Origin of the sequence: Pseudorhodobacter aquimaris (assembly GCF_001202025.1) — a bacterium.
Lineage (GTDB): Bacteria > Pseudomonadota > Alphaproteobacteria > Rhodobacterales > Rhodobacteraceae > Pseudorhodobacter > Pseudorhodobacter aquimaris.
Genome location: NZ_LGHS01000052.1, coordinates 235,939 through 259,094, shown reverse-complemented (window position 1 = coordinate 259,094; position 23,156 = coordinate 235,939). Strand labels below are relative to the sequence as shown.

Here is a 23,156-nt window from a genome sequence, read left to right as displayed (position 1 = left end):
TTGTTAAGAGCCGTAGACCATGTGGAGACCAAATCACCTACGTTCACCTTCGCAAAGGACGGGGTCTTTTACTTCAACCGCCGTATCCCCAGAGAGCTTCGCCGCCATTAAACTTCCCCTAGGGTCGCATATTCGTTGCGCACCAAATCAGAAAAACTAGCCGAAGCCAGAGCGAGACGAGCTGCAGATCAGCTGGATGAATACTGGTACAACCTGAGATCACATGATGCTGACTTGCCGGGAAAAGCATACGCTTCGCCTTCAGTCTGACGTGGAGGGTTCAAGTTCAGTCGAGTTAACAGCACCGTCCTCACTGTCTGTCGTGCTGTCTGTGGCAGTATCCATTTACCTGCAGCAGAAGGGAAAAGGGCGTCCTGAGACCTTCCAGAGAGCCGCTAAGCGAGCGTGTGGCTATGTTATCGAAGTGTGTGCTGACAAACACCTCGAGGCCTATCGTTGAGGAGATTTACGATGAGCTTTTTACCAATGTGGAAGGTCGAGTTCCCATGCCAATGGGAGACGTGCACGGTCTAAAACGAGATCGTCGCCCACCGCCGGAGCCGCGTCGAAACCAAAATGCACTGCTTGAAACTTCTGGGCCAGCGGCTGATGGCGCGGGGCTTTGACAGACAGGGCGCTGAGACTCCCATAGAGAAACGTCCCCAAATCAATGAATTGCTTCAATCGCAAAACAAATCTCAGTGCGGAAGGATGGGGGTAATGCACGGCTCTCCTTGATCCGTTGAACGTGCTTCTTGCGCTGTTTGCCATCGCCCTTGTTCTGATAATTTCTGCTTTTGAACTGGCTCCTACTGCCGAGGTTTATATTGCCAGTCGTATCGCCAAGGGCTTGGCGAGCTTCCGGAAATATAAATTTTGCATGACGCAAGTTGATGTCGATCATTTTAGGGTCGTCTGGAAATAAATACATAATTTCAAAGTTAGTAGCCGCAATAACGATCCCGTACAGGTGCTATTGAAACATCCTGCTGTGTTTCCACATTTCTGGGAATTAGAGGCCCTCTGTTTGATTGAAGAAGGACATATGGAGAGTGGCTATCAGGGACCCCAGGACGCCCAAAAGAAGGGCTACAACCACGGAGACAGCAATAATTGGCAAATCTGTTTTTCGGGTCTGCATGACTTTGTTGCACAATTCAGTTGATTTACGGGAGCCCCCTATCCCCAAGCGGGTTTAAGCCACAGCTTTCGTAACGGGGACACCAAGCGCAGTGTAACCATTCAGGACCGCGATGCGCACCTGAGCTACAAGCGAGTTTCTCACATCTGTGCCACCGCGATCAGATCGCAACCGGGAGTGGTCATTGGATCTGAAGGCCCGGATTGTTGCGGAGACGTTGATTGAGGGTGAGATGGTCAAAGGAGTCGCTGGGCGCTATGATCTGACCCCGAGCACGGTATCGGATTGGCATCGTATAGCGCGGCAGGGCAAGTTGGTGTTGCCTAATCTGGATGGCATGGGATTTGTGCCGGTTGAAATGGATGTAGCGGCAGTGCCTGCGGAGGTGCCCGTCGGTGCGGGATGTTCGGGCGCGCTCGATATCATCCAGGCGGTCCTAGTGATCCGGCTGGATGCCTCGACTGCGGCCGAGCATATTGCCGAGATTGTTACCGCGCTACAGGCAAGCGCAGATCTACGCCCGTCAGGGTGTTGATCTCGACTGGTCCACACCGGCGGCATGGGTGGGCAAGGCAGCTTATGCACTGCCCCCAGTTTACGAAGCGCTGATGGCCGACCTAAAGCGATCCACCAAGCTCATCATGCACATTCAAGCTCATTTGTACGCCCCGTGAACTGCTCTATTTGCGCCAAGAGAACAGATTCGGGGGTATTCAATGAATTATATACCGAATGTGGAGACGTCTTGGACCACTTCCATTTAATGCATTGGCAACACGACAGCTTCTGACATTTTGTCACGAGCCTCGACCCGCCTGATGCCAACGCAGCTACAATCACTTTTGAAAAATACGGTGTTTTTTAATCCAACTTCTGAAGGATCTTTTACCCCCCCCCCGATTTCATAGAAAAGCGTTAGGTGCTTGGCATACGGACGTCATCGTATCGTAAGACATAATAATTACCGCGGGATGCGCATAGTTGATCGGAGCCAGCCCGCGTCTTCAGGCACGTCGGCCGACGTCTACTGCGTTGCGACATGAAAGTGAATTCCGTCCCTCGATCCGCAGCCAGATCGGAAGCAGAACTGAGTGGCCCAACTTTGCCTCGATGGGCCTTGCCCCCGACTGCCATGCGGGGTTCATCTTTTGGGCAAAACTAGGATAACTTTTAGGTGTATTTTTAATCCTGTTGCACGGGGTGTAAAGAAGCGGAAACGAATAGTAACCTATAGCCCTCTATTATCGAGATTGTAGTGGCCCGCCGCGGCGGGAAATATAATTGGTAGTGGAGCGGTCCAATGGCGACCTACACCTTTCAGGGTTACGCACCCTCCGGCATTTCATTTTTGCCAGGGTCCCAGTTGCGCATAAATTCGGGCTATGATGCAAATTCCTCGGCGGCCTACAGTTTTGAGATTATCGATGACGATATGCATTGGTCGGGCGATTCCGCGGCGAATGGCAGCCCGGATGACAGCACGCAACAAACCACAACCGTCCGCGATGGCGACGGCAATCTGGTGGCCAGCGGTCAAAGCTATCTAGCGTATTCCAAAACCGCAGCGGACGGATACGGCAACGAGATTCCCATCTACCGCGTGATGATCGGGTCCACGACTGTTGGCTATGTCGCCAATGGATTGCTCGTTCCGGGCAATACCTATGATTACACCGTTGACGACATCACCCCCACAAATCAGCCGCTCTATTCCTCAATTGTCGATCAATCCCATGACCCCGATCTGGACAACGACATGGAGGGCACCGCAAACGGGGATTCCTTGATCGGCGCATCGGGCGATGACAACATTCATGGCATTGACGGTCATGACACGATCTACGGCGGGCTGGGCAATGACTATATCGATGGGGGTGCGGGGCACGATTCCCTCTATGGCGGCGAGGGTGACGATTCTATTCGCGGGTGGAGCGGGGATGACCTGCTTGATGGCGGTGGTGGGAATGATTTTCTAGAAGATGATGAAGGCAACGACACCATTTATGGTGGCGATGGCGATGATGAGATCTACATATGGAAAGGAGATGACAGCGTTTTCGGCGGTGACGGACGCGATACAATCGAGGCATTTGACGATTTAGGCGCGGATACTGTTTACGGCGGCGCGGGCAATGATACGGTTTACGGCGGCAGCGAAGACGACCTGCTTTATGGCGGGGATGGCAATGATGAAATGGAGGGCTGGACCGGCAGTGACACGCTTTTTGGCGGGGCCGGGGACGATACGCTCGGGTCTTGGGACGGCGACAAATTTCTTGATGGCGGCGATGATGCCGATCATTTCTATGTGCGGGAGAACGTCGGCAATACCACGATCATCGGTGGCGAGGGCGGGACCGATTTTGACACGCTAGATTTCAAATCCTCTAGCGGCACCAGCGGCATATTCGCGACCTTTACGGGCAATGAAAAGGGCAGCTTTTCCCATTACGGGGGCATTGGCACCGGCAGTTTTGAAGGTATCGAAAGCATCTCTGCCACCGAATTTGACGATGAGATCGATGCAACAAGCACAAAAAATGGCACAACCATCAGCGCAGCCGGTGGCGATGACACGGTGCTGGGCGGCGCGGGTGCGGATCTGATCTCAGGCCAGGCGGGGAATGATTCCATTACCAGCGGTGCCGGAAGCGACACGATCTATGGCGGGGATGGCAGCGATTGGGTCAGTGCCGGGGCCGGGGCTGACAGCGTCGAGGGCGGGTTTGGCAATGACACCATCTTTGCCGGAAATGACAATGATACCATTTATGGCAATGAGGGGGACGACTACATTGAGGCCGGTTCCGGCAACGACTCGGTTCTTGGCGGCGACGGTAGGGATGTCCTTTATGGCGCGGCGGGCGACGACACGCTGTGGGGAGAAGAGGGTGACGATTCCCTTGTCGGGGGCGATGGCGCGGATTTCCTCTATGGCGGTATTGGCAAGGATACCTTGTCAGGCGGCGCGGGCGATAATGTGCTCTATGGTGGCGACGGTGATGACTATGTCGCCAGTTCACATACCACCAGCGGGAACGATACGATCTATGGCGGGCTGGGTAATGATATCCTCTATACCGGCAGCGGCAGCGATCTGGTTTACGGTGGGGATGGCAACGACACCATCTATCTGGCCGGCGATGAAAATACAGCCTTCGGCGGCGATGGCGACGATCGCATAACGACATCTGATGCCTCGGGGGCATCCAGCATAGATGGTGGGGCGGGCAACGATGTCATTTCCACCCATGACGGCCTCAACAATGCCGATACGATCACGGGCGGTGAGGGCAATGATTCAATCGTTTCTCATGACGGTAATGACAGCATCGACGGCGGAACAGGCAGTGACACGATACTGGCAGGCAGCGGTGATGACACGGTTGACGGCGGCGATGGCAATGATGAGATAATCGGCGGCGCAGGCAGTGACAGTATAACGGGCGGCAAAGGCGACGACGCCCTATACGGCGGCGATGGTGATGATCTGTTCATTCAGACGCATGATGGCGGCGGTGACAAAATTTACGATTTCGACATGACGCTGGATGCCGGCAAGACCGCCGATCAGCTGGATGTAAGCGATCTGGCCGCGCTTGACGGCAATCCGATAAGATGGGCCGATGTTGTTGTCACCGATACATTGGGCAATGGCACGGGCGATGCGATCCTTACCTTCCCCGGCGGAGAGAGCATTACACTTGTCGGCATCTTGCCGACGCAAGTGAATGGCAAGCTGGAGATGACCACAATCGGCATTCCCTGCTTTGTCAGCGGCACGCCGATCCTGACATCTTGTGGCTGGCGCGCGGTCGAAACCCTTGGGCCAGGTGATTTGGTGGAAACACAAGCCGGCCTTGCCCCGATCATCTGGGCCGGGGGGCGAAGCCTGAGCGCGGCCGATCTGGCCGCTCGGCCCGCGGACATCCCGATTCACTTTGCGACAGGTGCCATTGGCAACAACTGTCCCCTGCGGATGTCACCACAGCATGCCGTTCCGATGGTGCAGCCGGATGGGGATATCAAACTGGTTCGCGCACGGCATTTCGTTGATATGGGCAAACCTGGCGTGCGCATCGCATATGGCGTCAAAACGGTGCAATACCACCACATCCTGCTGGATCGTCACGCCATCCTGTCCGCCTCTGGGGCGGCGGTTGAAAGCATGTATCCCGGAAAACAGGCCCTTGCCGCCCTTACCCTTGCACAACAGTTGCAGATCGCGATTGCAATCCGGCGCATCCATCCGTCTGCCATGATCGATTTGGGCGACCTTCCCACTGCTTATGGCAACCGCATCTATCCACTTTTGCGGCGCAAAGATTTTGCGCTGGCAAAACTTGCGGCCACCATGATGGGAACACAGGCGCAGGCACGGTGGCGTTAAGGGGGCACCACCCCGAACCAGATAAAAACATCGACAATCCCAGCGAATGCGCTGACGACAAACCCCTCCCAACCCCTTAGCATATATCGACACATCGAACACAAAGGCAGTTTCCCGATGACCGATACCCTATTGCGCGGCCGCATCCTGACGTTCCATCATGAACCCACCGACCCCGAGGATACCGCCGCCTACAGCTATATCGAGGATGGCGCGATTTTGATGCGCAATGGCATGATCGCGGCCTCGGGTTCTTATGAAGAGGTTGCGCAAACGGGCGGTAATTTCACTGTCATAGACCATCGGCCAAATCTGTTAATGGCCGGTTTCATTGACGCGCATATCCATTTTCCACAGGTGCAGGTTGTTGCAAGCTGGGGCGTCCAATTGCTTGACTGGCTCAACAATTACACCTTTCCGGCAGAGGCGGAATACGCCAATGCCCAACACGCCCGCGCCATGGCGGGGCGGTTTTGCACCATGCTGACCGATCACGGCACCACCACGGCCATGGCGTTCTGTTCGGTCCACAAAGCCTCTGCCGAAGCCTATTTTGCCGAAGGCACAGCCCGCAACATGCGGATGATCGGCGGCAAGACCATGATGGATCGCAACGCCCCCGAGACCGTGCGCGACACACCGCAAGCAGGCTATGATGACAGCAAAGAGCTGATCGCAGCATGGCATGGCAAGGGCCGCATCTCTTATGCCATAACGCCTCGTTTCGCGATCACCTCCAGCCCCGCGCAGTTGGAAATGACCGGTGCGCTGGCGGCAGAACACCCCGATTGCTACATCCAAACGCACCTGTCGGAAAACCACGACGAGATCGCATATACAGCTGCCCTATACCCCGATGCGCGCGATTATCTTGATATTTATGAGAGCTACGGCCTGCTTGGCCCGCGCACATTTTTGGGCCACTGCATCCACCTGAAGGAACGTGAGGTCGCAGCAATCGCCGAAAGCGGCGCGCATCCGGTGTTTTGCCCCACCTCGAACCTGTTTCTGGGCAGCGGATTGTTTGATGATGCCGGCCTACGCGCCCGCGGAATCAAAAGCGGGATTGCCACCGATATTGGCGGGGGAACCAGTTATTCCATGCTGCAAACCCTGAATGAGGGCTACAAGGTGTTGCAGCTTCAAAACCAGACCCTGCATGCCTTGCGGGCTTTTCACTGGATCACGCGCGGCAATGCCGAGGTGTTGGGCTTGGCCGACAAAATCGGCACGCTGGACGCAGGCACAGAGGCCGATATCGTCGTCCTTGATCCGGCGGCCACCCCCGCCATGGCCCTGCGGATGGAACGTGCCGGAACCTTGGCAGAAGAGTTGTTCATCTTGCAGATGATGGGCGATGACCGCACCATTGCCCAAACCTATGTCGCAGGTCAGCCGCAAAAAGAAACCGCCCGATAGCAGCAACACCCCATTTTGCTTTCAGTGCTTACCCATTTCAATTTCGGCTAAATATTAGGCTACTCTGCCTAATTACCTGACATTAAATGGTAATTTAATAGATCACAAAACCACAAAAATACACTAAAACATAAATATACCCACTTCATCCATTGATTCGGGTAGAAAATAACTGTGGCGTTTGCGCAAAGCAGGCAATGCTCTTTGCATGACTTCACGATAAAAATGAACGAACAGGGAAGCAAAAAATGAACAATAATATTTTCAAACTCACCGCTTCGGCCATTGCTATCTGCGCTGCGGCACCGGTTTTTGCCGATGCGCTGACCGTCTACACCTCGCTTGAAGAAGAAGAGATCGCCATTTATCTGGACGCTGCCAAGGCGGCCATGCCCGATCTTGAAATTGACCTGTTGCGCCAGTCTACTGGCAAGCTTGGGGCAAGATTGCTGGCCGAGGCGGGCAACCCGCAGGCCGATGTGATCTGGGGCTGGGCCGTCACCGCGATGATGGACCCGCAGGTTCTGGAGCTGTTGGCACCGGTTGAGATTGCCGGCACCGAAGCGCTTGGCCCGAAATTCCGCGATCCCGATGGCCGCTGGTTTGCACAGATCGGATATATGGGGGCATTCTGTGTAAACACCGCGCGTCTGGCCGACAAAGGTCTGCCGATGCCGACAAGCTGGGCCGATCTGGCAGCACCGGAATTCAAGGATGAAATCCTGATGCCCGACCCCAATGAGTCCGGCACCGGCTATCTGCATGTGAACGCGGTCCTACAGGCTTTGGGTCTGGAGGAAGGCTGGAAGCTGCTGGAATCGGTTGATCCGAACATGGCGCAATATACCTCTTCGGGGTCCAAACCCTGCAAGTCGGCGCGCACGGGGGAATATACCGTCGGTATCTCGCTTGCTTTCACGGCAATGCAATCCATCGAGGAAGGCTATCCGCTGGCCATGGTGTTTCCATCAGAAGGTGTCGGGTATGAGTTGGAAGCCTCGGGCATAATGGCCAGCAGCGACCAGAAAGATGACGCGAAACGGTTCCTGGAATGGACAATGTCGGACGAGGCAATCGCCCTATTCCGCGAGCATAAGGCGCTTGTGACCGTCGCCGGAGGAGAACTATCGGAGACCGCAGCAAACGCCGGGCTTCCTGCTGATATTTCCACCGTGCTGGCCCCTGTAGATTTCATTGAATCCGCCGGCCGTCAGAACGAGATCAAGGCAGAGTGGCGCGAGAAGCTCGGCCGCTGATCCACGACACGGGCTGCGGGGGAATATCCCGCAGCCCTTTTCGCCAACCAATCCAGTACCCGTACAGAACCCCGTTCTGAACGCCTAATTCCGGGGTATACGGACATGTATCTTACTGTCAAAAACGTCACCAAACGCTACGGCACATTTACGGCCTTGGACGATGTTTCCATCTCAATCGAGCAGGGTGAATTTGTCTGCCTGCTTGGCCCCAGCGGTTGTGGTAAGACCACGTTGCTGCGGCTGATTGCCGGGCTGACCGACATCGACGAAGGTCAGGTTTTGCTTGAGGATGAAGTCCTGTCGGACGTGCCGGCGCGCAACCGGGGCTTTGGTATCGTCTTTCAATCCTACTCGTTGTTTCCCAGCATGACCGTTGCCGAAAACATCGGCTACGGGCTGAAAATCCGGAACGTACCAGCGGCCCAGATCAACGCACGGGTCGCCGAATTGCTGGAGATTGTGAAGCTTCCGCATCTGGCCAATAAATTCCCCGGACAGCTTTCAGGGGGGCAACAACAACGCATCGCCCTTGCGCGCGCGATTGCCGTTGATCCGCGCGTTTTGCTGCTGGATGAACCGCTTTCCGCGCTTGATGCCAAGGTGCGCAGCAGCCTGCGCGATGAGATCAGGCAGCTGCAAAGAACGCTGCAAATTCCAACGCTTATGGTCACCCATGACCAAGAAGAGGCGCTTGCGCTGGCCGATAAGATTATCTGCATGAACCACGGTGTCGTGGTACAGGCAGGCACCCCCGAGGATCTTTACTACCGGCCCGCAACCCGCTTTGTCGCGGATTTCATGGGGGTTAGTAATCTGATCCCGACCGAGATGGTCCGCCGGGAAATGCCAGCACTGCTGTCACAGCGCCCCGATGCCCCTGACGCACAATTTGACGCTTGCATCCGCCCTGAAAAAATTCAGATCAACGCCGATCCAAGGGGCAGCGCCACCATCCGCTCTGCCGGGTTTCTGGGCAATCTGACGCGCTACAAACTGGACAGCGTCTTTGGTGAGATGATGGTAGAGGTACACGGCCCCCAGCGCCTTACAGAGGGGCAAAAGGTTTCGCTTCAGATTTCGCCGTCCGATTGCACTTGGGTTGTCAACGATAGCTATGAGGTGCCGCAATGACCGCCGCATCCACCAATGCCACCGCCAAGCGCGGGATGCGTCTGGACAGTGACAAGGTGCTGGCAGCCGCCTGTGTGGCCATCCCGCTGATCGGCCTGACGCTGTTTTTCCTCTATCCAATGGCCACCGTTTTTTTACGGTCCATCACCACCGCCGATGGCAGCTACGGATTTGCCAACTATACCGAGGTGCTTGCCTCCAAGGGGTTTTGGCGTGCCACGCAGAACTCTATGGCAATGGGGGTCGCCACAACGATTGTCAGCGTGTTTCTGGGCTTTATCATCGCGCACGGGCTGCACCGCTGCGCATTTCGGGGCAAATGGATGATCCGCGGTGTCATCGTTTTGCCACTGCTCGCACCTTCACTGGTGCAGGCGCTTGGATTGATCTTCTTATTGGGCCGCAACGGGCTTGTCAGCCGCGCGATCGGGACAGAGGTGGACATCTACGGCTTTTGGGGTCTTTTGATCGCCAATACGCTTTACGCCTTGCCGCAGGCGGTGATGATCATCGGGGCCTCACTGGTTTTGCTGGATGCCCGCACCTATGAGGCCGCCGAAGTGATGGGCGCCAAACCGAGCCGTCAGTTTCGCGATCTGACCCTGCCCGCGATCTTTTTTGCCCTGCTCAACAGCGCCTTTGTCGTCTTTATCATCACGATCACCGATTTCGGCAATGCGGCGGTGATCGGCGGGGATTACTCTGTTCTTGCGACCGAGATTTATACTCAGGTGATCGGGCTGCGGAATTTCAACATGGGCGCCGTTGTTGGCATCATGCTGCTGTTGCCCACGGTGATTTCCTATGTGATAGAACGTCAGTCGATGAAGCGCCAACAGGGACGGCACGCAACCAACGTCCAACGCTTCGTGCCCAGCTTTTATGCCAAGCGCGACATCCCGATGGCGGCTGCTTGTTTTGCGGTCGTGGCGATGATTTTGGCGGTGATCGGCGTCGTGATCTACGCCAGCTTTGTCAAGCTCTGGCCCTATAACCAGTCACTGACCTTCAAGCATTTCGACATCACGCTGGCGGGTGGCTATGACTCGCTCTGGATCACCATTGCAATCTCGCTTGGGGCCGCGGCGGGCGGGACATTCCTGATCTTTCTGATGGCGCTGGGCCTGCGGCGGTTGTCGGGTGGTATCTCTCAGATGGTTCAGGTTCTGGCCGCGATGCCTGCGGCGGTGCCTGGTATCGTGCTGGGTCTGGCCTATATCCTGACCTTCAACTCTACCTCAACGCCGCTTTACCTGCTTTACGGAACGGCGGCGCTGATCGGGATCATCAACTTCTATCACTATCACACGCAGGCGTTTCTGACCGTGATGACCGGCTTTCGTCAGTTCCCAATGGCGCTGGAGGAAGCGGCGACAACGCTGGGCGCGGGGCTTGGCCGCACGGCGGTGAATGTGATCGCGCCTTTTGTGGCACCGATGCTGGTGGCTGTGTTCTTCTTTTTGTTCATGCGCTCTATGGTCACGCTCTCGGCGGTGGTGTTTTTGACCACGGCCAAGCTGGATGTGGCGGCGGTCACCATCATGCGACTTGACGATGCGGGGCTGACCTCACAGGCGGCGGCGTTTTCCACCTGTGTCATGGCGGTTGTCTGTCTTGCCTTGGGCGGGATGAAGCTTGCGATCATCTTGATGACGTGGGCACCACAAACGTCAAAAGAAGGCTAGGCCATGTGGTTCAAGGAACGCCATCAGCGCATTTTGCAGCTTTTGCAAAGCAGCCAGCAGGTCAACGCGAATGAGTTGGCCGATCTGCTTGGTGTATCGCGCGAAACCGTGCGCCGCGATCTGCTGGAGCTGGAAAGCGGCGGGCTGGTGGACCGCGTCCATGGTGGCGCGGTCCTGCCCCGCAAGGAAAGCGAGGCCCCGTTCGAGGCCCGCAAAAGCGCGCATCACCGCGCCAAGCAAGACATCGCCCGCAAGGCTGTGTCCCTTATTCCGGCGGGGGCATCGATCATGGTGGATGCCGGCACGACGACCAGCGTTTTTGGCAACGTGCTGGCCAAACTATCGGGGATCATGGTGATCACCAATTCCATCGACATCGCGCAAACCATCCGGGCGGCGGGTGCCGACATTGATCTGATCCTGCTCGGCGGGCAGATCGTATCGGATGTGCCCGCCACCTATGGTGAGCTGACCTTGTCAGAGATTGCCCGCTTCAAAGTGGATCTGGCCTTTATAGCCCCGGTCGCCGCCCATGCCACCGAGGGCGCTTTTTCCTTTGACCTTAAGGAAAGCGAGGTCGCCCGCGCAATGGTGGCACAGGCACATGAAACCGTCATTCTGTGCGACCGGAGCAAGCTTGGCCAAACCAGCCGCGTCCGCTTTTGCGAGGCGGGCCAGATCGACACGCTGGTGACGGACAGTCAGGCACAGCCCGAACAGATCGCCGCGTTCGAAAACACCAGCACAACCATTATTCTCTAACGCCCATAGCATAAAAGATCAGGAGAAGATCAATGACCAAGGCATCCGCCCCTCAAGCAAATGAGACCCACCTTGGCCAGATTTTGGCAGATAGTGAAGTCTTTGCGCGGGCGGCGGGCGAGACGGCCCGCAAGTTCTTTCGCAAGCACAATAATGTGGAGTTCAAAGAGGATGAAAGCCCCGTCACCGTCATCGACCAGATGATTGAACGCGACCTGAAACAGGCCATTGCGGCCAAATACCCCCAAGACGGGATATTTGGCGAAGAAAGCGGCGTTGACGGCGATTTGACCGGCAATCTTTGGGTCATCGACCCGATTGACGGCACCCGTTCTTTCATCTCGGGTAACCCGCTTTTCGGGATGCTGTTGTCCTATATGCAAAAGGGGGTGCCAATGGCCGGCATCATATCCATGCCCATGTTGGATGAGATTTACTGCGGCGCGGTCGGGCATCCGGCCACCTGCAACAGCCAGCCGATCAAGGTATCCACGCAACGCAGCATCGACGACTGCACCCTTTATATAAACGAGGGGGACAAAATGGTGGTCGAACATCCCGAAACCCTGTCGAAGCTGTTGCAAGTGGGGAAAACCCGCAGGTTCGGCTATGACTGCTATCCCCATGCCTTGCTGGCGGCGGGGCATATTGATGCCGTGGTGGATTTCGATCTCAAACCCTATGACTATCTGGCACTTACCCCCGTTATCGAGGCCGCTGGCGGGATTATGACGGACTGGCAAGGCAAGCCGCTTGACCTGTCCTCGGACGGGGAGGTGGTTGCGGCGGCGACGCCGGAACTGCACCGCGCGCTTTTGGCCTTGTTGAACGGTTGAACCATGCAAGAGAAAGCGAACACCATGTCCGAATCCGCAGTTGATGTCATAAACCCCAAAGGCAAGGGCCGCGTGGTTTTGCTCTGTGAACATGCTTCTAACCGGTTTCCAGAAACCTTTGGCGATCTGGGGCTGGCGGCGGATGATATTGACAGTCATGCCGCATGGGACCCCGGCGCGCTGGCGCTGGCCAAACGGCTGAGCCAGCACCTTGATGCGCCCTTGGTGGCGTCCACCGTGTCGCGTCTGGTCTATGACTGCAACCGTCCGCCTGAGGCCGCAAGCGCCACCCCCGCGAAATCAGAGCTGATCGAAGTGCCGGGCAACGCGGCCCTTACCCCCGCCGAAAAGGCACGGCGCGTTGCCGAGGTTTACGACCCCTTCTGCGCCGCCGTGACCAAGGTTCTGGACGCACGGGACGGCGGTACAATCGTCGTCACGGTGCATTCCTTTACGCCGGTCTATTTCGGCCAGCACCGCAAGGTAGAGCTGGGCCTGCTGCATGATAGCGACAGCCGTCTGGTCGATCTTATGCTTGAACAACGCACCGCATTGCCCCACCGTGTCGTCGAACGAAACCAACCCTATGGCCCCGATGATGGCGTTACCCATTCGCTGCAAAAACACGCCGTTTCGCGCGGATGCCCAAATGTCATGCTGGAGCTGCGCAACGACCTTCTGGCAACCCCGGAAAACGTAGAAACAATCGCAAATGAGATACTGACCCTCTTGATCCCGGCAGTAGAAAAACTCACCAATACGGAGACACCGAAATGAGCGCCAAAATGACCTTTGATGACTTGCAAGACCTCGTCGCCAAACGTGAAATCGACACGGTTCTGGTCTGCTTTGTGGACATGCAGGGCCGTCTGATGGGCAAACGTTTCCATGCGGGTCATTTTGTGGCGGGCGCTTGGGAAGAGACCCACTGCTGCAACTACCTTCTGGCGACCGATCTGGAGATGACAACGCCTGATGGCTTTGCCTCTACCAGCTGGGAACGGGGCTATGGCGACTATGTGATGAAGCCGGATCTGACCACGTTGCGTCCGGTGCCATGGTTGCCCGCAACCGCAATGGTGCTTTGTGATATTCTGGACCACAACACCCATGAAGAGGTCCCCCATTCCCCCCGCGCGATGCTGAAACGGCAAGTCGCCCGTCTGGCCGAAATGGGGTTTGAGGCAATGACCGCGACCGAACTGGAATTCTTCCTGTTCGAGAAAAGCTATGAGGAAATCAGCAAATCAGGCTTTCGTGATCTGACACCGATCTCGGGCTATAATGAGGATTACCACATCTTCCAGACCACCAAGGAAGAGCATGTGATGCGCCCGATCCGCAATCATCTGTGGGATGCGGGCCTGCCGATCGAATGCACCAAGGGTGAGGCCGAAACCGGCCAGGAAGAGCTGAACATCAAATATGCCGATGCGATGAAAACGGCGGAATATCACAGCATCGCCAAACATGCGGTCAAGGAGATCGCTTGGCAACAGGGCCACGCCGCCTCCTTCCTCCCCAAGTGGCACCACAGCAAGGTCGGCAGCTCCAGCCATGTTCACCAATCGTTGTGGAAAGATGGCAAACCCGCATTTTTCGATGACAGCGACGATCTGGGCATGTCGGATCTGATGAAACACTATATGGCGGGCCTGCTGAAATATGCGCCGGAATATACCTATTTCATGGCGCCCTATATCAACAGCTACAAGCGTTTCATGAAGGGGACTTTCGCGCCCACACGCGTCATCTGGTCGGTGGACAACCGCACCGCAGGCTTCCGCCTTTGCGGGCAAAACTCCAAGGCGATCCGCGTTGAATGCCGGATTCCGGGCTCGGATATGAACCCCTATCTGGCGATAACGGGGATGCTGGCGGCAGGCATCGCGGGGATCGAGGAAAAGCTGGACCTGCAAGCCCCCGCCACGGGGGATATCTATCAAGGCGACACCGGCATGATTCCGGGCAATCTGCGCGATGCACGTGAAACTCTGCTTGCATCTACGATGCTACGCAAGGCATTGGGCGATGATGTTGTCGATCACTATGCGCGCGCCGCCGAGGTGGAGATCGAGGAATTTGACCGCGTCGTCACCGATTGGGAAATCGCACGCGGATTTGAACGGGTATAAATGAGGCTAACATGACTGAAACACTTAAATGTATCTCGCCGATTGATGGATCGGTGTTTGCCACGCGCCAGACATTGTCTATCGATGAGGCCCGTGCGGCCGTTGATCGTGCAAGGGCTGCGCAAAAAGCCTGGGCCGCGCGCCCGATGGAGGACCGCATCGCGCTGGTCATGGCGGCGGTTGCGGCGGTCGGTGACATGAACGACCAGATCGTGCCAGAGCTGGCACAGATGATGGGCCGTCCCGTGCGCTATGGCGGCGAATTCGGCGGCTTCAAGGAACGTGCCTCCTATATGGCCGACATCGCAAAAGAGGCGCTGGCCGATATCCTTGTGGGTGAGGATGCGCAGTTCAAACGCTACATCAAACGCCTGCCGCATGGTGTGGTTTTTGTCGTCGCTCCATGGAACTATCCCTATATGACGGCGATCAACACCGTGGCCCCTGCGCTTATCGCGGGCAATGTCGTGATGTTGAAACATGCCACCCAAACCCTTTTGGTGGGTGAGCGTATGGCAGAGGCCTTTCATACGGCGGGCATTCCTGCGGATGTGTTCCAGAACCTCTATCTGTCCCATGATACCACAAATGACCTGATTGCGGGGAATGCGTTTGATTTCGTCAATTTCACCGGCTCGGTCGGTGGCGGTCAGGCGATGGAGCGCGCCGCGGCCGGCACCTTTACCGGCGTCGGCACAGAACTGGGCGGCAAAGATCCCGGCTATGTGATGGAGGATGCCGATTTTGACGCGGCGGTTGAGACGCTGATCGATGGCGCGATGTTCAACTCGGGGCAATGCTGCTGCGGGATTGAGCGGATCTATGTGCATGAAAGCCTGTTTGACGATTTCGTTGCCAAGGCCGTGGCCATTGTGAACGGCTACAAGCTGGGCAATCCGCTGGATCAGGACACCACGATCGGCCCGATGGCCAACCTGCGCTTTGCCACCGAGGTGCGCGCCCAGATCGATGAGGCCGTGGCGGCAGGCGCCAAGGCGCATATCGACCCTTTTGCCGAAGATGACGGCGGCGCCTATCTGACGCCGCAAATCCTGACCAATGTCACCCATGACATGCGCGTCATGCGCGATGAGAGCTTTGGCCCCGTTGTCGGCATCATGCCCGTCAAGGATGACGCCGAGGCCATCCGCCTGATGAATGACAGCCAGTTCGGATTGACGGCCTCTCTCTGGACCAAGGACATCGACAGGGCGCAAGCGGTCGGTGACCAGATTGAGACAGGGACGGTGTTCATGAACCGTGCCGATTACCTCGATCCCGGCCTGTGCTGGACGGGATGCAAAAGTACCGGGCGCGGCGGCGGTCTGTCGCTGATCGGCTATCACAACCTTACACGTCCAAAATCATACCACCTCAAGAAAGCTACGTCATGAAACTCATAGGAAACTGGTCCTACCCGACAGCAATCCGTTTTGGTGCCGGCCGCATTACCGAGATCGCCGAGGCCTGCCGTGCCGCTGGCATCACCAAGCCGCTTCTGGTGACCGACAAGGGTCTTGCCGGCATGGACATCACGGCCAAGACGCGGGCAATCCTGAAGGATGCCGGTCTGTGTGACGATATGTTCTCGGATGTTGATCCGAACCCCTCGGACAAGAACGTCGAGGTCGGGCTGAAATTCTATCGTGATGGCGGTTACGATGGCGTGATCGCCTTTGGCGGCGGATCGGGGCTCGATCTGGCCAAGGTGCTGGCCTTCATGGCCGGACAAACCCGCCCGCTGTGGGATTTTGAGGATGTCGGCGATTGGTGGACCCGCGCCGATCCTGACGGCATCCATCCGGTTGTGGCCATACCGACAACCGCCGGAACCGGATCCGAGGTGGGCCGCGCCAGCGTCATCTCCAATTCGGCAACAAATGAAAAGAAGATCATCTTCCACCCCAAGATGCTGCCCGTCCAAGTCATCTGCGACCCCGAGCTGACCGTCGGCATGCCCAAGTTCATCACCGCCGGCACCGGTCTGGATGCCTTTGCCCATTGCGTTGAGGCCTATTCATCACCGCATTACCACCCGATGTCCCAAGGCATCGCGCTGGAAGGGATGCGTCTGGTCAAGGATTACCTGCCCCGCGCCTATGCCGATGGCACCGATCTTGAGGCACGCAGCCATGTGATGAGCGCGGCTGCCATGGGCTCTACCGCGTTCCAGAAAGGGCTGGGGGCGATCCATGCGATTTCGCACCCGATCGGCGCGATCTATCACACCCATCATGGCACCACGAATGCGGTCTGCATGCCCGCCGTTCTGCAATTCAACCGCAGCGCCATCGCAGAGCGTTTTGGTGCAGCCTCGGCCTATCTTGGCATTGCCGGGGGCTTTGACGGGTTCTGTGCCTTTGTCGATGATCTGAATGCGTCAATGGCGATCCCGAAAACGCTGACCGAATTGGGCGTCAAGGATCCTGACATCGACCGTCTGGTCAAGGACGCATTGGCCGACCCAAGCACCGGCGGCAACCCGATCACTATGACGGCGGAAAATACCCGCAAGCTGATCGAGGATTGCCTGTAAGAAAAGATCTGCGCGACCGGCCCTCAGGCTGGTCGCACACGCCGCAGGGATTGCACCACGGACACCAATATCAACGCCGCAATCGCCGCCACAAAAGCAGCTGAAATCGGGCGCTCCAGAAAAATCATCGGATCACCGCGGGAAATCAACAACGCCCTGCGCAGGTTGGTTTCAATCAACGGACCCAAGACAAATCCCAACAGCAGCAGCGCCGGATTGAACCGCGCCAGCGACAGCGCGTAACCAATCGCCCCGATCAGCGCGACGGCAAAAATATCAAAAGGCGCGCCTCGTACCGAATAAACCCCGAGACATACAAAGATCAGGATCGCGGGATAAAGCCAGCGGAACGGGATGCGCAACATCGACACCCAGATACCGATCAGCGGCAGGTTCAGGATCAGCAACAACAGGTTCCCGATACCAAAGCTGGCGATCAGCCCCCAAAACATATCCGGTCGCGCCTCCAGCATCAGCGGGCCGGGCTGCACACCGTGAATAACCAGCGCGCCCAGCATCAAGGCCATGATCGGATCGCCGGGGATGCCCAACGTCAACGTTGGCACAAAGGCGCTGATGGCGGCGGCGTTATTGGCGGCCTCGGGGCCTGCTACACCTTCAACCGCGCCATTGCCGAACTTTTCGGGATGGCGTGAGATACGGCGCTCCGTCGCATAGGCAAGAAAAGACGAGATGGTGGAACCTGTCCCCGGAAGTGCGCCGAAAAAGCTGCCAAGGCTGGCGCCGCGCAGGGCCGGAAAGGGGATGCGTTTCAACTCTTCGCGGCGGGGCAACAGATCGCGCATCGCAATGCGGCGCGGCACGCCGGTACGTTCAGCCACCTGAATATTGGCGATAACCTCGGCCACGCCAAACAGCCCCATCGCCAAAGCGACAAGGTTCACACCGTCCATCAGCTCTGCCTGACCAAAGGTGAAACGTTGCGCGCCGGAATTCACATCCGTCCCGACACAGCCAAGGATCAATCCCAGCACAACCATGGCAAGCCCCTTGGCCGGATGCTTTGCCCCGATGGTCGAGGCCGCGACAAGGCCAAGGATCATCATCGCCGCATAATCAGCCGCGCCAAAGGCCGTCGCCGCACGCGACAAAAACCCTGACAACACGATCAAAACACAGATGCCAAAGAAGGACCCCAAAAAGCTGGAGGTCATCGAGGTGAACAACGCAACCCCCGCCCGCCCCTGCTGTGCCAATGGATAGCCGTCAAGCGTGGTCACCGCCGATTGCGGCGTCCCCGGCAAGCGCAGCAGAATAGAGGCCACCGCACCGCCATATTGCGAGCCATAATAAACCCCTGCCAGCATGATCAGCGCGGCCTCTGGGCTAAGGTAATAGGTGATCGGCAACAAAAGAGAGATCGTCGCCATTGCACCAATCCCCGGCAAAACGCCGACAAATGTGCCCAGCACCACGCCGAACACGCAATAGATCAAGACCTCCGGTTGCAACGCAACACTTAGCCCGTGCAGAAAACCTTCCCAACCGCTCATGCCCGGCCCCTTATGATTACGACGGCCATAGCGGAACGGTCATCCGCAACCCATAGTGAAATACCAAAACCGACAGCAAGGTGACAACCACCGCCAGCAAAACCCGCCAGCCAAGCCTGCGATCCGGCGCCGCGATGGAGGCGATCAGGACCGTTGCCACCGTCACCGGCACCAGCCCGCCACGCTCTACCCCCGCCGCAAAGACAAGAAGCGCCACCAGAACGGCAAGCGCGTCTTTCCATGCGATCGGGGTTTCCTGCCCTGCCCGCATCCAGGCGGGAACGGCGATCACCAAACCAAGAACCGCCAGCACACCACCAAGCATGGCGGGAAAAAACCCCGGCCCCATGCGCCTGACAGAGCCCATATCATAATGAACCGCCGCATAAATCACGATGAACAGGCCGATGGCGGCCAGAATGGCACCACCGGCCAGATCAGGGATATCACGCTTCATAGATCAGTTTTTCGCGTCGATCCGGTCAAGAACAGCGCCCCAGATCTCGGTGTCTTCGACGATCCGCTGTTGCAGTTCGGCCGCCGTGCCGCCCGCAACCTGCCAGCCCATATCCGCCAGACGCTTTTGCACGGCAGGATCGGCAAGGATCACGTTGATGTCGGCGTTCAGCTTGTTGATGATCGCCTCATCCGTTCCGGCCGGCGCGATGAAAGCGTTCCACAGCTCGGCCCGGAAATCATCAGGAAGCCCGGCCTGACCGGCCATAACAGGCACACCCGGCGCCTGATCGAAGGGCACCTGTGAGGTAATGCCAAGGATCTTCAGCGTGCCTGCCTCGACATACTGCATGGCCGCCGATGGCGCCATAAAGCCGGAGTCGATCTCATGCCCGATGATCGCTGTCGTCACCTCGGCATAGGAGGTGTAGGGGATGTGCAACATCTCAACGCCCGCACGATCCGAGAACAGCTCGGCGGTCAGATGCGCGCCGGACCCTTTGCCAACCGAACCATAGCTTACCACCTCTGGCTCTGCTCCGGCGGCGGTAACAAAACCTGCCAGATCGTCGGCCACAAAATCGGCAGCAACCACAAGAACCAGCGGCGAGGTTGCGATCAAGGCAACAGGGGCCACATCCGCCGCAACGTCATAGCCAAGATCCGGCACCAGACGCGGTGCGGTTGTCATCGGACCATTGATCGTGGTGCCAAAGGTATAGTCCTGATCCTTGGCGTTCAGCATTTGCTGGATGCCGATCACACCGCCGGCACCGGGCTTGTTCTCGATCACGATCGGCTGGCCCAATGTGGCGGCCAAGGGGTCAGTCACGATGCGCGCCAAAAGATCCGGCGACGACCCAGCAGGAAAGCCCACAAAAGTGTGCAGCGGCTTGCTTGGCCATGCAGCGTCTTGCGCCAAAGCAGGTGTTGCAAACGTTAGAACGGCAGCACCGATAAGGGCTGCGCGGCGCGAAATGGTCATATCTGTTTCCCCCGAAAATAATGTGGCACCAAAGAAATGCTGTGCCGCGCAAGATCGTCGAAAACACATCATATGGCAAGCCGATGCCTGCGCTTAAAATCACTTGGCGTATACGGGGCTGATCGTGGGCTGTGTGGGGACAGTTGACTGCGTGTCGTGAACCTCTAACATCGGTTAGCGGATACGTTATGCAGCAAAAACGCTGCACTTGGGGAGGCAAGGAAAATGAACACTTTTATTCGCGCGCTCGCGGTTTCAGCATCGTTGGCACTGCTTGGCGGAACCTCCGCTCAGGCGCTTACGGTGTATTCCAGCGTTGATGAGGAAAACTCTACCGTCATATTGAAGGCCTTTACCGATGCCACGGGTGTTGCGGTGGATATGGTGTTCCTGTCATCGGGACCTGCGCTGTCGCGGATTGAGGCCGAAAAGAATAATCCACAGGCCGATGTATGGTTCGGTGCGCCAAGCGAAAACCACATCCTTGCCCGTGAACGCGAGTTAACGCAGGCCTATGTTTCGGCCAATGCCGACGGGCTGACCGATCAGTTCAAGGATGCCGATGGCTATTGGCATGCGATCTATACCAACCCGCTGGCATTCGGGGTTCGCACCGATATTCTGGCCGAACGCGGCGCGCCTGTGCCGACCTCTTGGGCGGACCTGTCCGATCCGGCCTATAAGGGCCTGATCCAGATGCCCTCACCGCAATCTTCTGGCACGGCCTATGCCGTCATCCTGACCCTGCGTGAGATCATGGGCGAGGATGCTGCCTTCGACTATATGAAAACCCTCAACCCCAATATCCAGACTTATACCCAAAGCGGCACCGCCCCTTCGGGCGCGCTAAGCGTGGGCGAAACCCCGCTTGCGATACAGTTCACGCCGGGGTTCTTGAAACTCAAGGATGAGGGCTTTCCGGTAGAGGTGGTCTTTGCCTCCGAGGGAGTCGGCTATGAGGTGGCGGCGATGTCCATACTGGCGGGCACGCAAAACCTTGATGATGCCAAGACGCTGGTGGACTGGATGACCTCAGCCGCGGGCCAACAGGCGATGATCGACGCCAAGACCTATTTCCTGCCGGTGCGCGCCGATGTGAATGCCGGTGAGGGGGTGTCCTCGCTCGATCAGATCAACCTGGTTTCCTATGATCCGGCCTATGCGTCCGAGAACCGCCAGCGGCTGGTGGATCGCTGGACCGACGACGTTCTGGGCCAGTAGGGGCGCATGGCGCTGTTCACAAAATCCGCGCGCCAGATCAAGGTGCTGGCGCGCGATCCGGTGCTATTGGCGCTGATCGTAGTGATCTTTGCCTCGGTGGCGATATTCGTCGTCTATCCGCTGGTCAAAGTACTGATCGCGAGCCTTCAGGTTCGCGGCACCTGGACGCTGGAGACATTCTCACAGCTTGGCCAGCGACGCCTTTACCGTAACGCCATCGTCAACAGCCTGAGCGTGGGCGCGCTGGTCGGCCTGCTGGGCGTTGTGATCGGCTATATCGCGGCATTTGTGCTGACACGGCTGGATGTACCGGGACGGCGTATTCTGCATTACCTGACATTGCTGCCGATCATCTCTCCGCCGTTCGTGTCGGCGGTGTCGATCCTATTTCTGTTCGGCTTTAACGGCGTCATCACCAAACAGGTTCTGGGGTTGCAAGACTTCAGCATCTACGGCTTTCACGGTGTGGTCTTGAGCCAAGTCCTGACCTTCGCGCCGATTGCCTATCTATCCTTGCGCGGGGTTTTATCCTCGATCAATCCGGTGCTAGAGGATGCAGCCCTGAACGTCGGCGCGTCGGGCTGGCAAGCGTTTTGGAAGGTGACCTTTCCGCTTTCACTGCCCGGTGTTGCCAGCGCCTTTTTGATTGTCTTTATCGAATCCATGTCGGATTTCGGCAACCCGCTGGTGCTTGCCGGTGCGGCCTTTCCAATGCTGGCCCCGCAAGCCTATCTGGAGATCACCGGATCATTCAACCTTTCACGCGGGGCGATGCTGGCGGTGGTGTTGCTTATCCCTTCGCTGACCGCCTTTGCGATCCAGCGCTATTATCTGGGCAAACGGCAATATGTCACCGTGACGGGCAAGCCCTCTGCCTCGGCGTCGCGTATCGTCAGCCCCGGCGTGAAATGGTCGCTTTATGCGCTGGTCGTACTGTTTGCGGCGGTTGTGACGCTGTTTTACGGGGTAATCGTGATCGGGGCCTTTACCCGCGTCTGGGGCTTTGACTATGCGCCCACGCTTGCACATTTCGCCTATGTTTTCGATGTCGGTTTTGACGCGGTAACGGACACGCTAATCATCGCCCTGATCACCACCCCCCTCAGCGGCGTGCTGGGCATGGTTGTGGCCTTTCTGATCGTGCGACAGCGGTTTCCCGGCCATGATCTGCTGGAATTCGGCGCCATCCTTAGCTTTGCTGTGCCGGGGACGGTTGTGGGCATCGGCTATATCCTGGCGTTCAACAGCCCGCCTTTCGTGCTGACAGGTACGCTGACCATTCTGGTTTTATGCTTTGTGTTCCGCTATGTGCCCGTCGGTATCCAGTCCGGCGTGGCCGTGCTGCGCCAGATTGATCCGTCGATAGAAGAGGCCGCGCGCAACCTTGGTGCAGGATCAGTCACCACATTCCGCAAGGTGACGCTGCCCCTGATCGCGCCCGCCTTTTTCACCGGGCTTGTCTATGCCTTTGTGCGGGCGATGACGGCGATCAGCGCGGCTATCTTCTTGGTCTCGGCGAATTGGAACCTGATGACGGTGCAGATCCTCAATCAGGTGGGGTCGGGGCGATTGGGGGTGGCTGCGGCCTATTCTCTCGTGGTGATCGGTATTGTTCTGGTCGCCATCGTGATTATTCAGACGGGGGTGGCGCGAATGACCCGCCATTCCGTTTCGGTGAAGGTATAG

19 protein-coding genes and 2 pseudogenes are annotated in these 23,156 nt (G+C 57.4%); 17 read left to right on the top strand and 4 right to left on the bottom strand.

Annotated features, from left to right (window positions below):
- The first annotated feature begins 135 nt into the window (after window positions 1-135).
- Window positions 136-270, top strand: coding sequence for a hypothetical protein (locus AKU94_RS20895; protein WP_408633688.1), 135 nt, complete (start codon window positions 136-138; stop codon window positions 268-270).
- 279 nt (window positions 271-549) lie between these two features.
- Window positions 550-738 (top strand): annotated as a pseudogene (locus AKU94_RS20890) (hypothetical protein); the annotation flags it as partial.
- Here the strand turns inward: AKU94_RS20890 and AKU94_RS19685 are convergent.
- Entirely contained in the window at window positions 668-904 is a 237-nt protein-coding gene (locus tag AKU94_RS19685; protein WP_157056491.1) for a hypothetical protein, read from the bottom strand. The pseudogene AKU94_RS20890 and the gene AKU94_RS19685 sit on opposite strands and share 71 nt — an antisense overlap.
- Before the next feature lie 385 nt (window positions 905-1,289).
- Here AKU94_RS19685 and AKU94_RS09785 point away from each other — a divergent pair, with 385 nt between their 5' ends.
- From AKU94_RS09785 to AKU94_RS09730, 13 genes and pseudogenes are all read left to right on the top strand, one after another.
- Window positions 1,290-1,676: a transposase gene (locus tag AKU94_RS09785; RefSeq protein WP_050527084.1), complete on the top strand. Its 387-nt coding sequence runs from the start codon at window positions 1,290-1,292 to the stop codon at window positions 1,674-1,676.
- Window positions 1,630-1,785, top strand: a pseudogene (locus AKU94_RS19180) (IS66 family transposase); the annotation flags it as partial. The gene AKU94_RS09785 and the pseudogene AKU94_RS19180, both read left to right, overlap by 47 nt.
- Window positions 1,786-2,441: 656 nt before the next feature.
- Window positions 2,442-5,531, top strand: coding sequence for a Hint domain-containing protein (locus AKU94_RS09780; protein WP_050527083.1), 3,090 nt, complete (start codon window positions 2,442-2,444; stop codon window positions 5,529-5,531).
- Between the two features lie 117 nt (window positions 5,532-5,648).
- The gene (guaD, locus tag AKU94_RS09775; protein WP_050527082.1) at window positions 5,649-6,950 is read left to right on the top strand and encodes a guanine deaminase; all 1,302 of its coding nucleotides are present in this window, start codon (window positions 5,649-5,651) and stop codon (window positions 6,948-6,950) included.
- Between the two features lie 248 nt (window positions 6,951-7,198).
- Window positions 7,199-8,206, top strand: coding sequence for an ABC transporter substrate-binding protein (locus AKU94_RS09770; RefSeq protein ID WP_050527081.1), 1,008 nt, complete (start codon window positions 7,199-7,201; stop codon window positions 8,204-8,206).
- 105 nt (window positions 8,207-8,311) lie between these two features.
- Window positions 8,312-9,340: an ABC transporter ATP-binding protein gene (locus AKU94_RS09765; protein ID WP_050527080.1), complete on the top strand. Its 1,029-nt coding sequence runs from the start codon at window positions 8,312-8,314 to the stop codon at window positions 9,338-9,340.
- Complete coding sequence (locus AKU94_RS09760; protein WP_050527079.1) at window positions 9,337-11,025, top strand: ABC transporter permease subunit; 1,689 nt, start codon at window positions 9,337-9,339, stop codon at window positions 11,023-11,025. Before AKU94_RS09765 ends, AKU94_RS09760 begins: the two co-directional genes overlap by 4 nt.
- A gap of 3 nt (window positions 11,026-11,028) precedes the next feature.
- On the top strand, window positions 11,029-11,787 hold the full coding sequence (locus AKU94_RS09755) for a DeoR/GlpR family DNA-binding transcription regulator (protein ID WP_050527078.1): 759 nt from the start codon (window positions 11,029-11,031) through the stop codon (window positions 11,785-11,787).
- Between the two features lie 32 nt (window positions 11,788-11,819).
- Entirely contained in the window at window positions 11,820-12,623 is an 804-nt protein-coding gene (locus AKU94_RS09750; protein WP_050527077.1) for an inositol monophosphatase family protein, read from the top strand.
- A gap of 24 nt (window positions 12,624-12,647) precedes the next feature.
- Window positions 12,648-13,400 carry an N-formylglutamate amidohydrolase gene (locus AKU94_RS09745; protein ID WP_083445021.1) on the top strand — a complete coding sequence of 251 codons (753 nt, stop codon included), beginning with the start codon at window positions 12,648-12,650 and terminating at the stop codon, window positions 13,398-13,400.
- Window positions 13,397-14,758: a glutamine synthetase family protein gene (locus AKU94_RS09740; protein ID WP_050527075.1), complete on the top strand. Its 1,362-nt coding sequence runs from the start codon at window positions 13,397-13,399 to the stop codon at window positions 14,756-14,758. Before AKU94_RS09745 ends, AKU94_RS09740 begins: the two co-directional genes overlap by 4 nt.
- 11 nt (window positions 14,759-14,769) lie before the next feature.
- Window positions 14,770-16,152: an aldehyde dehydrogenase family protein gene (locus tag AKU94_RS09735; protein WP_050527074.1), complete on the top strand. Its 1,383-nt coding sequence runs from the start codon at window positions 14,770-14,772 to the stop codon at window positions 16,150-16,152.
- Window positions 16,149-17,294, top strand: coding sequence for an iron-containing alcohol dehydrogenase (locus tag AKU94_RS09730; protein ID WP_050527073.1), 1,146 nt, complete (start codon window positions 16,149-16,151; stop codon window positions 17,292-17,294). Before AKU94_RS09735 ends, AKU94_RS09730 begins: the two co-directional genes overlap by 4 nt.
- 23 nt (window positions 17,295-17,317) lie before the next feature.
- On the opposite strand, the gene AKU94_RS09725 is transcribed toward AKU94_RS09730, so the two are convergent.
- Genes AKU94_RS09725 through AKU94_RS09715 form a run of 3 tightly spaced genes read right to left on the bottom strand, consistent with a single transcriptional unit; the run spans window position 17,318 to window position 20,249 of the window.
- Window positions 17,318-18,808: a tripartite tricarboxylate transporter permease gene (locus tag AKU94_RS09725; protein ID WP_050527072.1), complete on the bottom strand. Its 1,491-nt coding sequence runs from the start codon at window positions 18,806-18,808 to the stop codon at window positions 17,318-17,320.
- A gap of 16 nt (window positions 18,809-18,824) precedes the next feature.
- Window positions 18,825-19,265, bottom strand: a complete 441-nt coding sequence (locus AKU94_RS09720) for a tripartite tricarboxylate transporter TctB family protein (RefSeq protein WP_050527071.1) — start codon at window positions 19,263-19,265, stop codon at window positions 18,825-18,827.
- Window positions 19,266-19,268: 3 nt separating this feature from the next.
- On the bottom strand, window positions 19,269-20,249 hold the full coding sequence (locus AKU94_RS09715; protein WP_050527070.1) for a Bug family tripartite tricarboxylate transporter substrate binding protein: 981 nt from the start codon (window positions 20,247-20,249) through the stop codon (window positions 19,269-19,271).
- A 225-nt stretch (window positions 20,250-20,474) separates the two neighbouring features.
- Between AKU94_RS09715 and AKU94_RS09710 the strand changes: the two genes are divergently transcribed.
- Both AKU94_RS09710 and AKU94_RS09705 read left to right on the top strand, forming a co-directional pair.
- On the top strand, window positions 20,475-21,470 hold the full coding sequence (locus tag AKU94_RS09710; RefSeq protein ID WP_157056490.1) for an ABC transporter substrate-binding protein: 996 nt from the start codon (window positions 20,475-20,477) through the stop codon (window positions 21,468-21,470).
- Between the two features lie 6 nt (window positions 21,471-21,476).
- Window positions 21,477-23,156 carry an ABC transporter permease gene (locus AKU94_RS09705; RefSeq protein WP_050527069.1) on the top strand — a complete coding sequence of 560 codons (1,680 nt, stop codon included), beginning with the start codon at window positions 21,477-21,479 and terminating at the stop codon, window positions 23,154-23,156.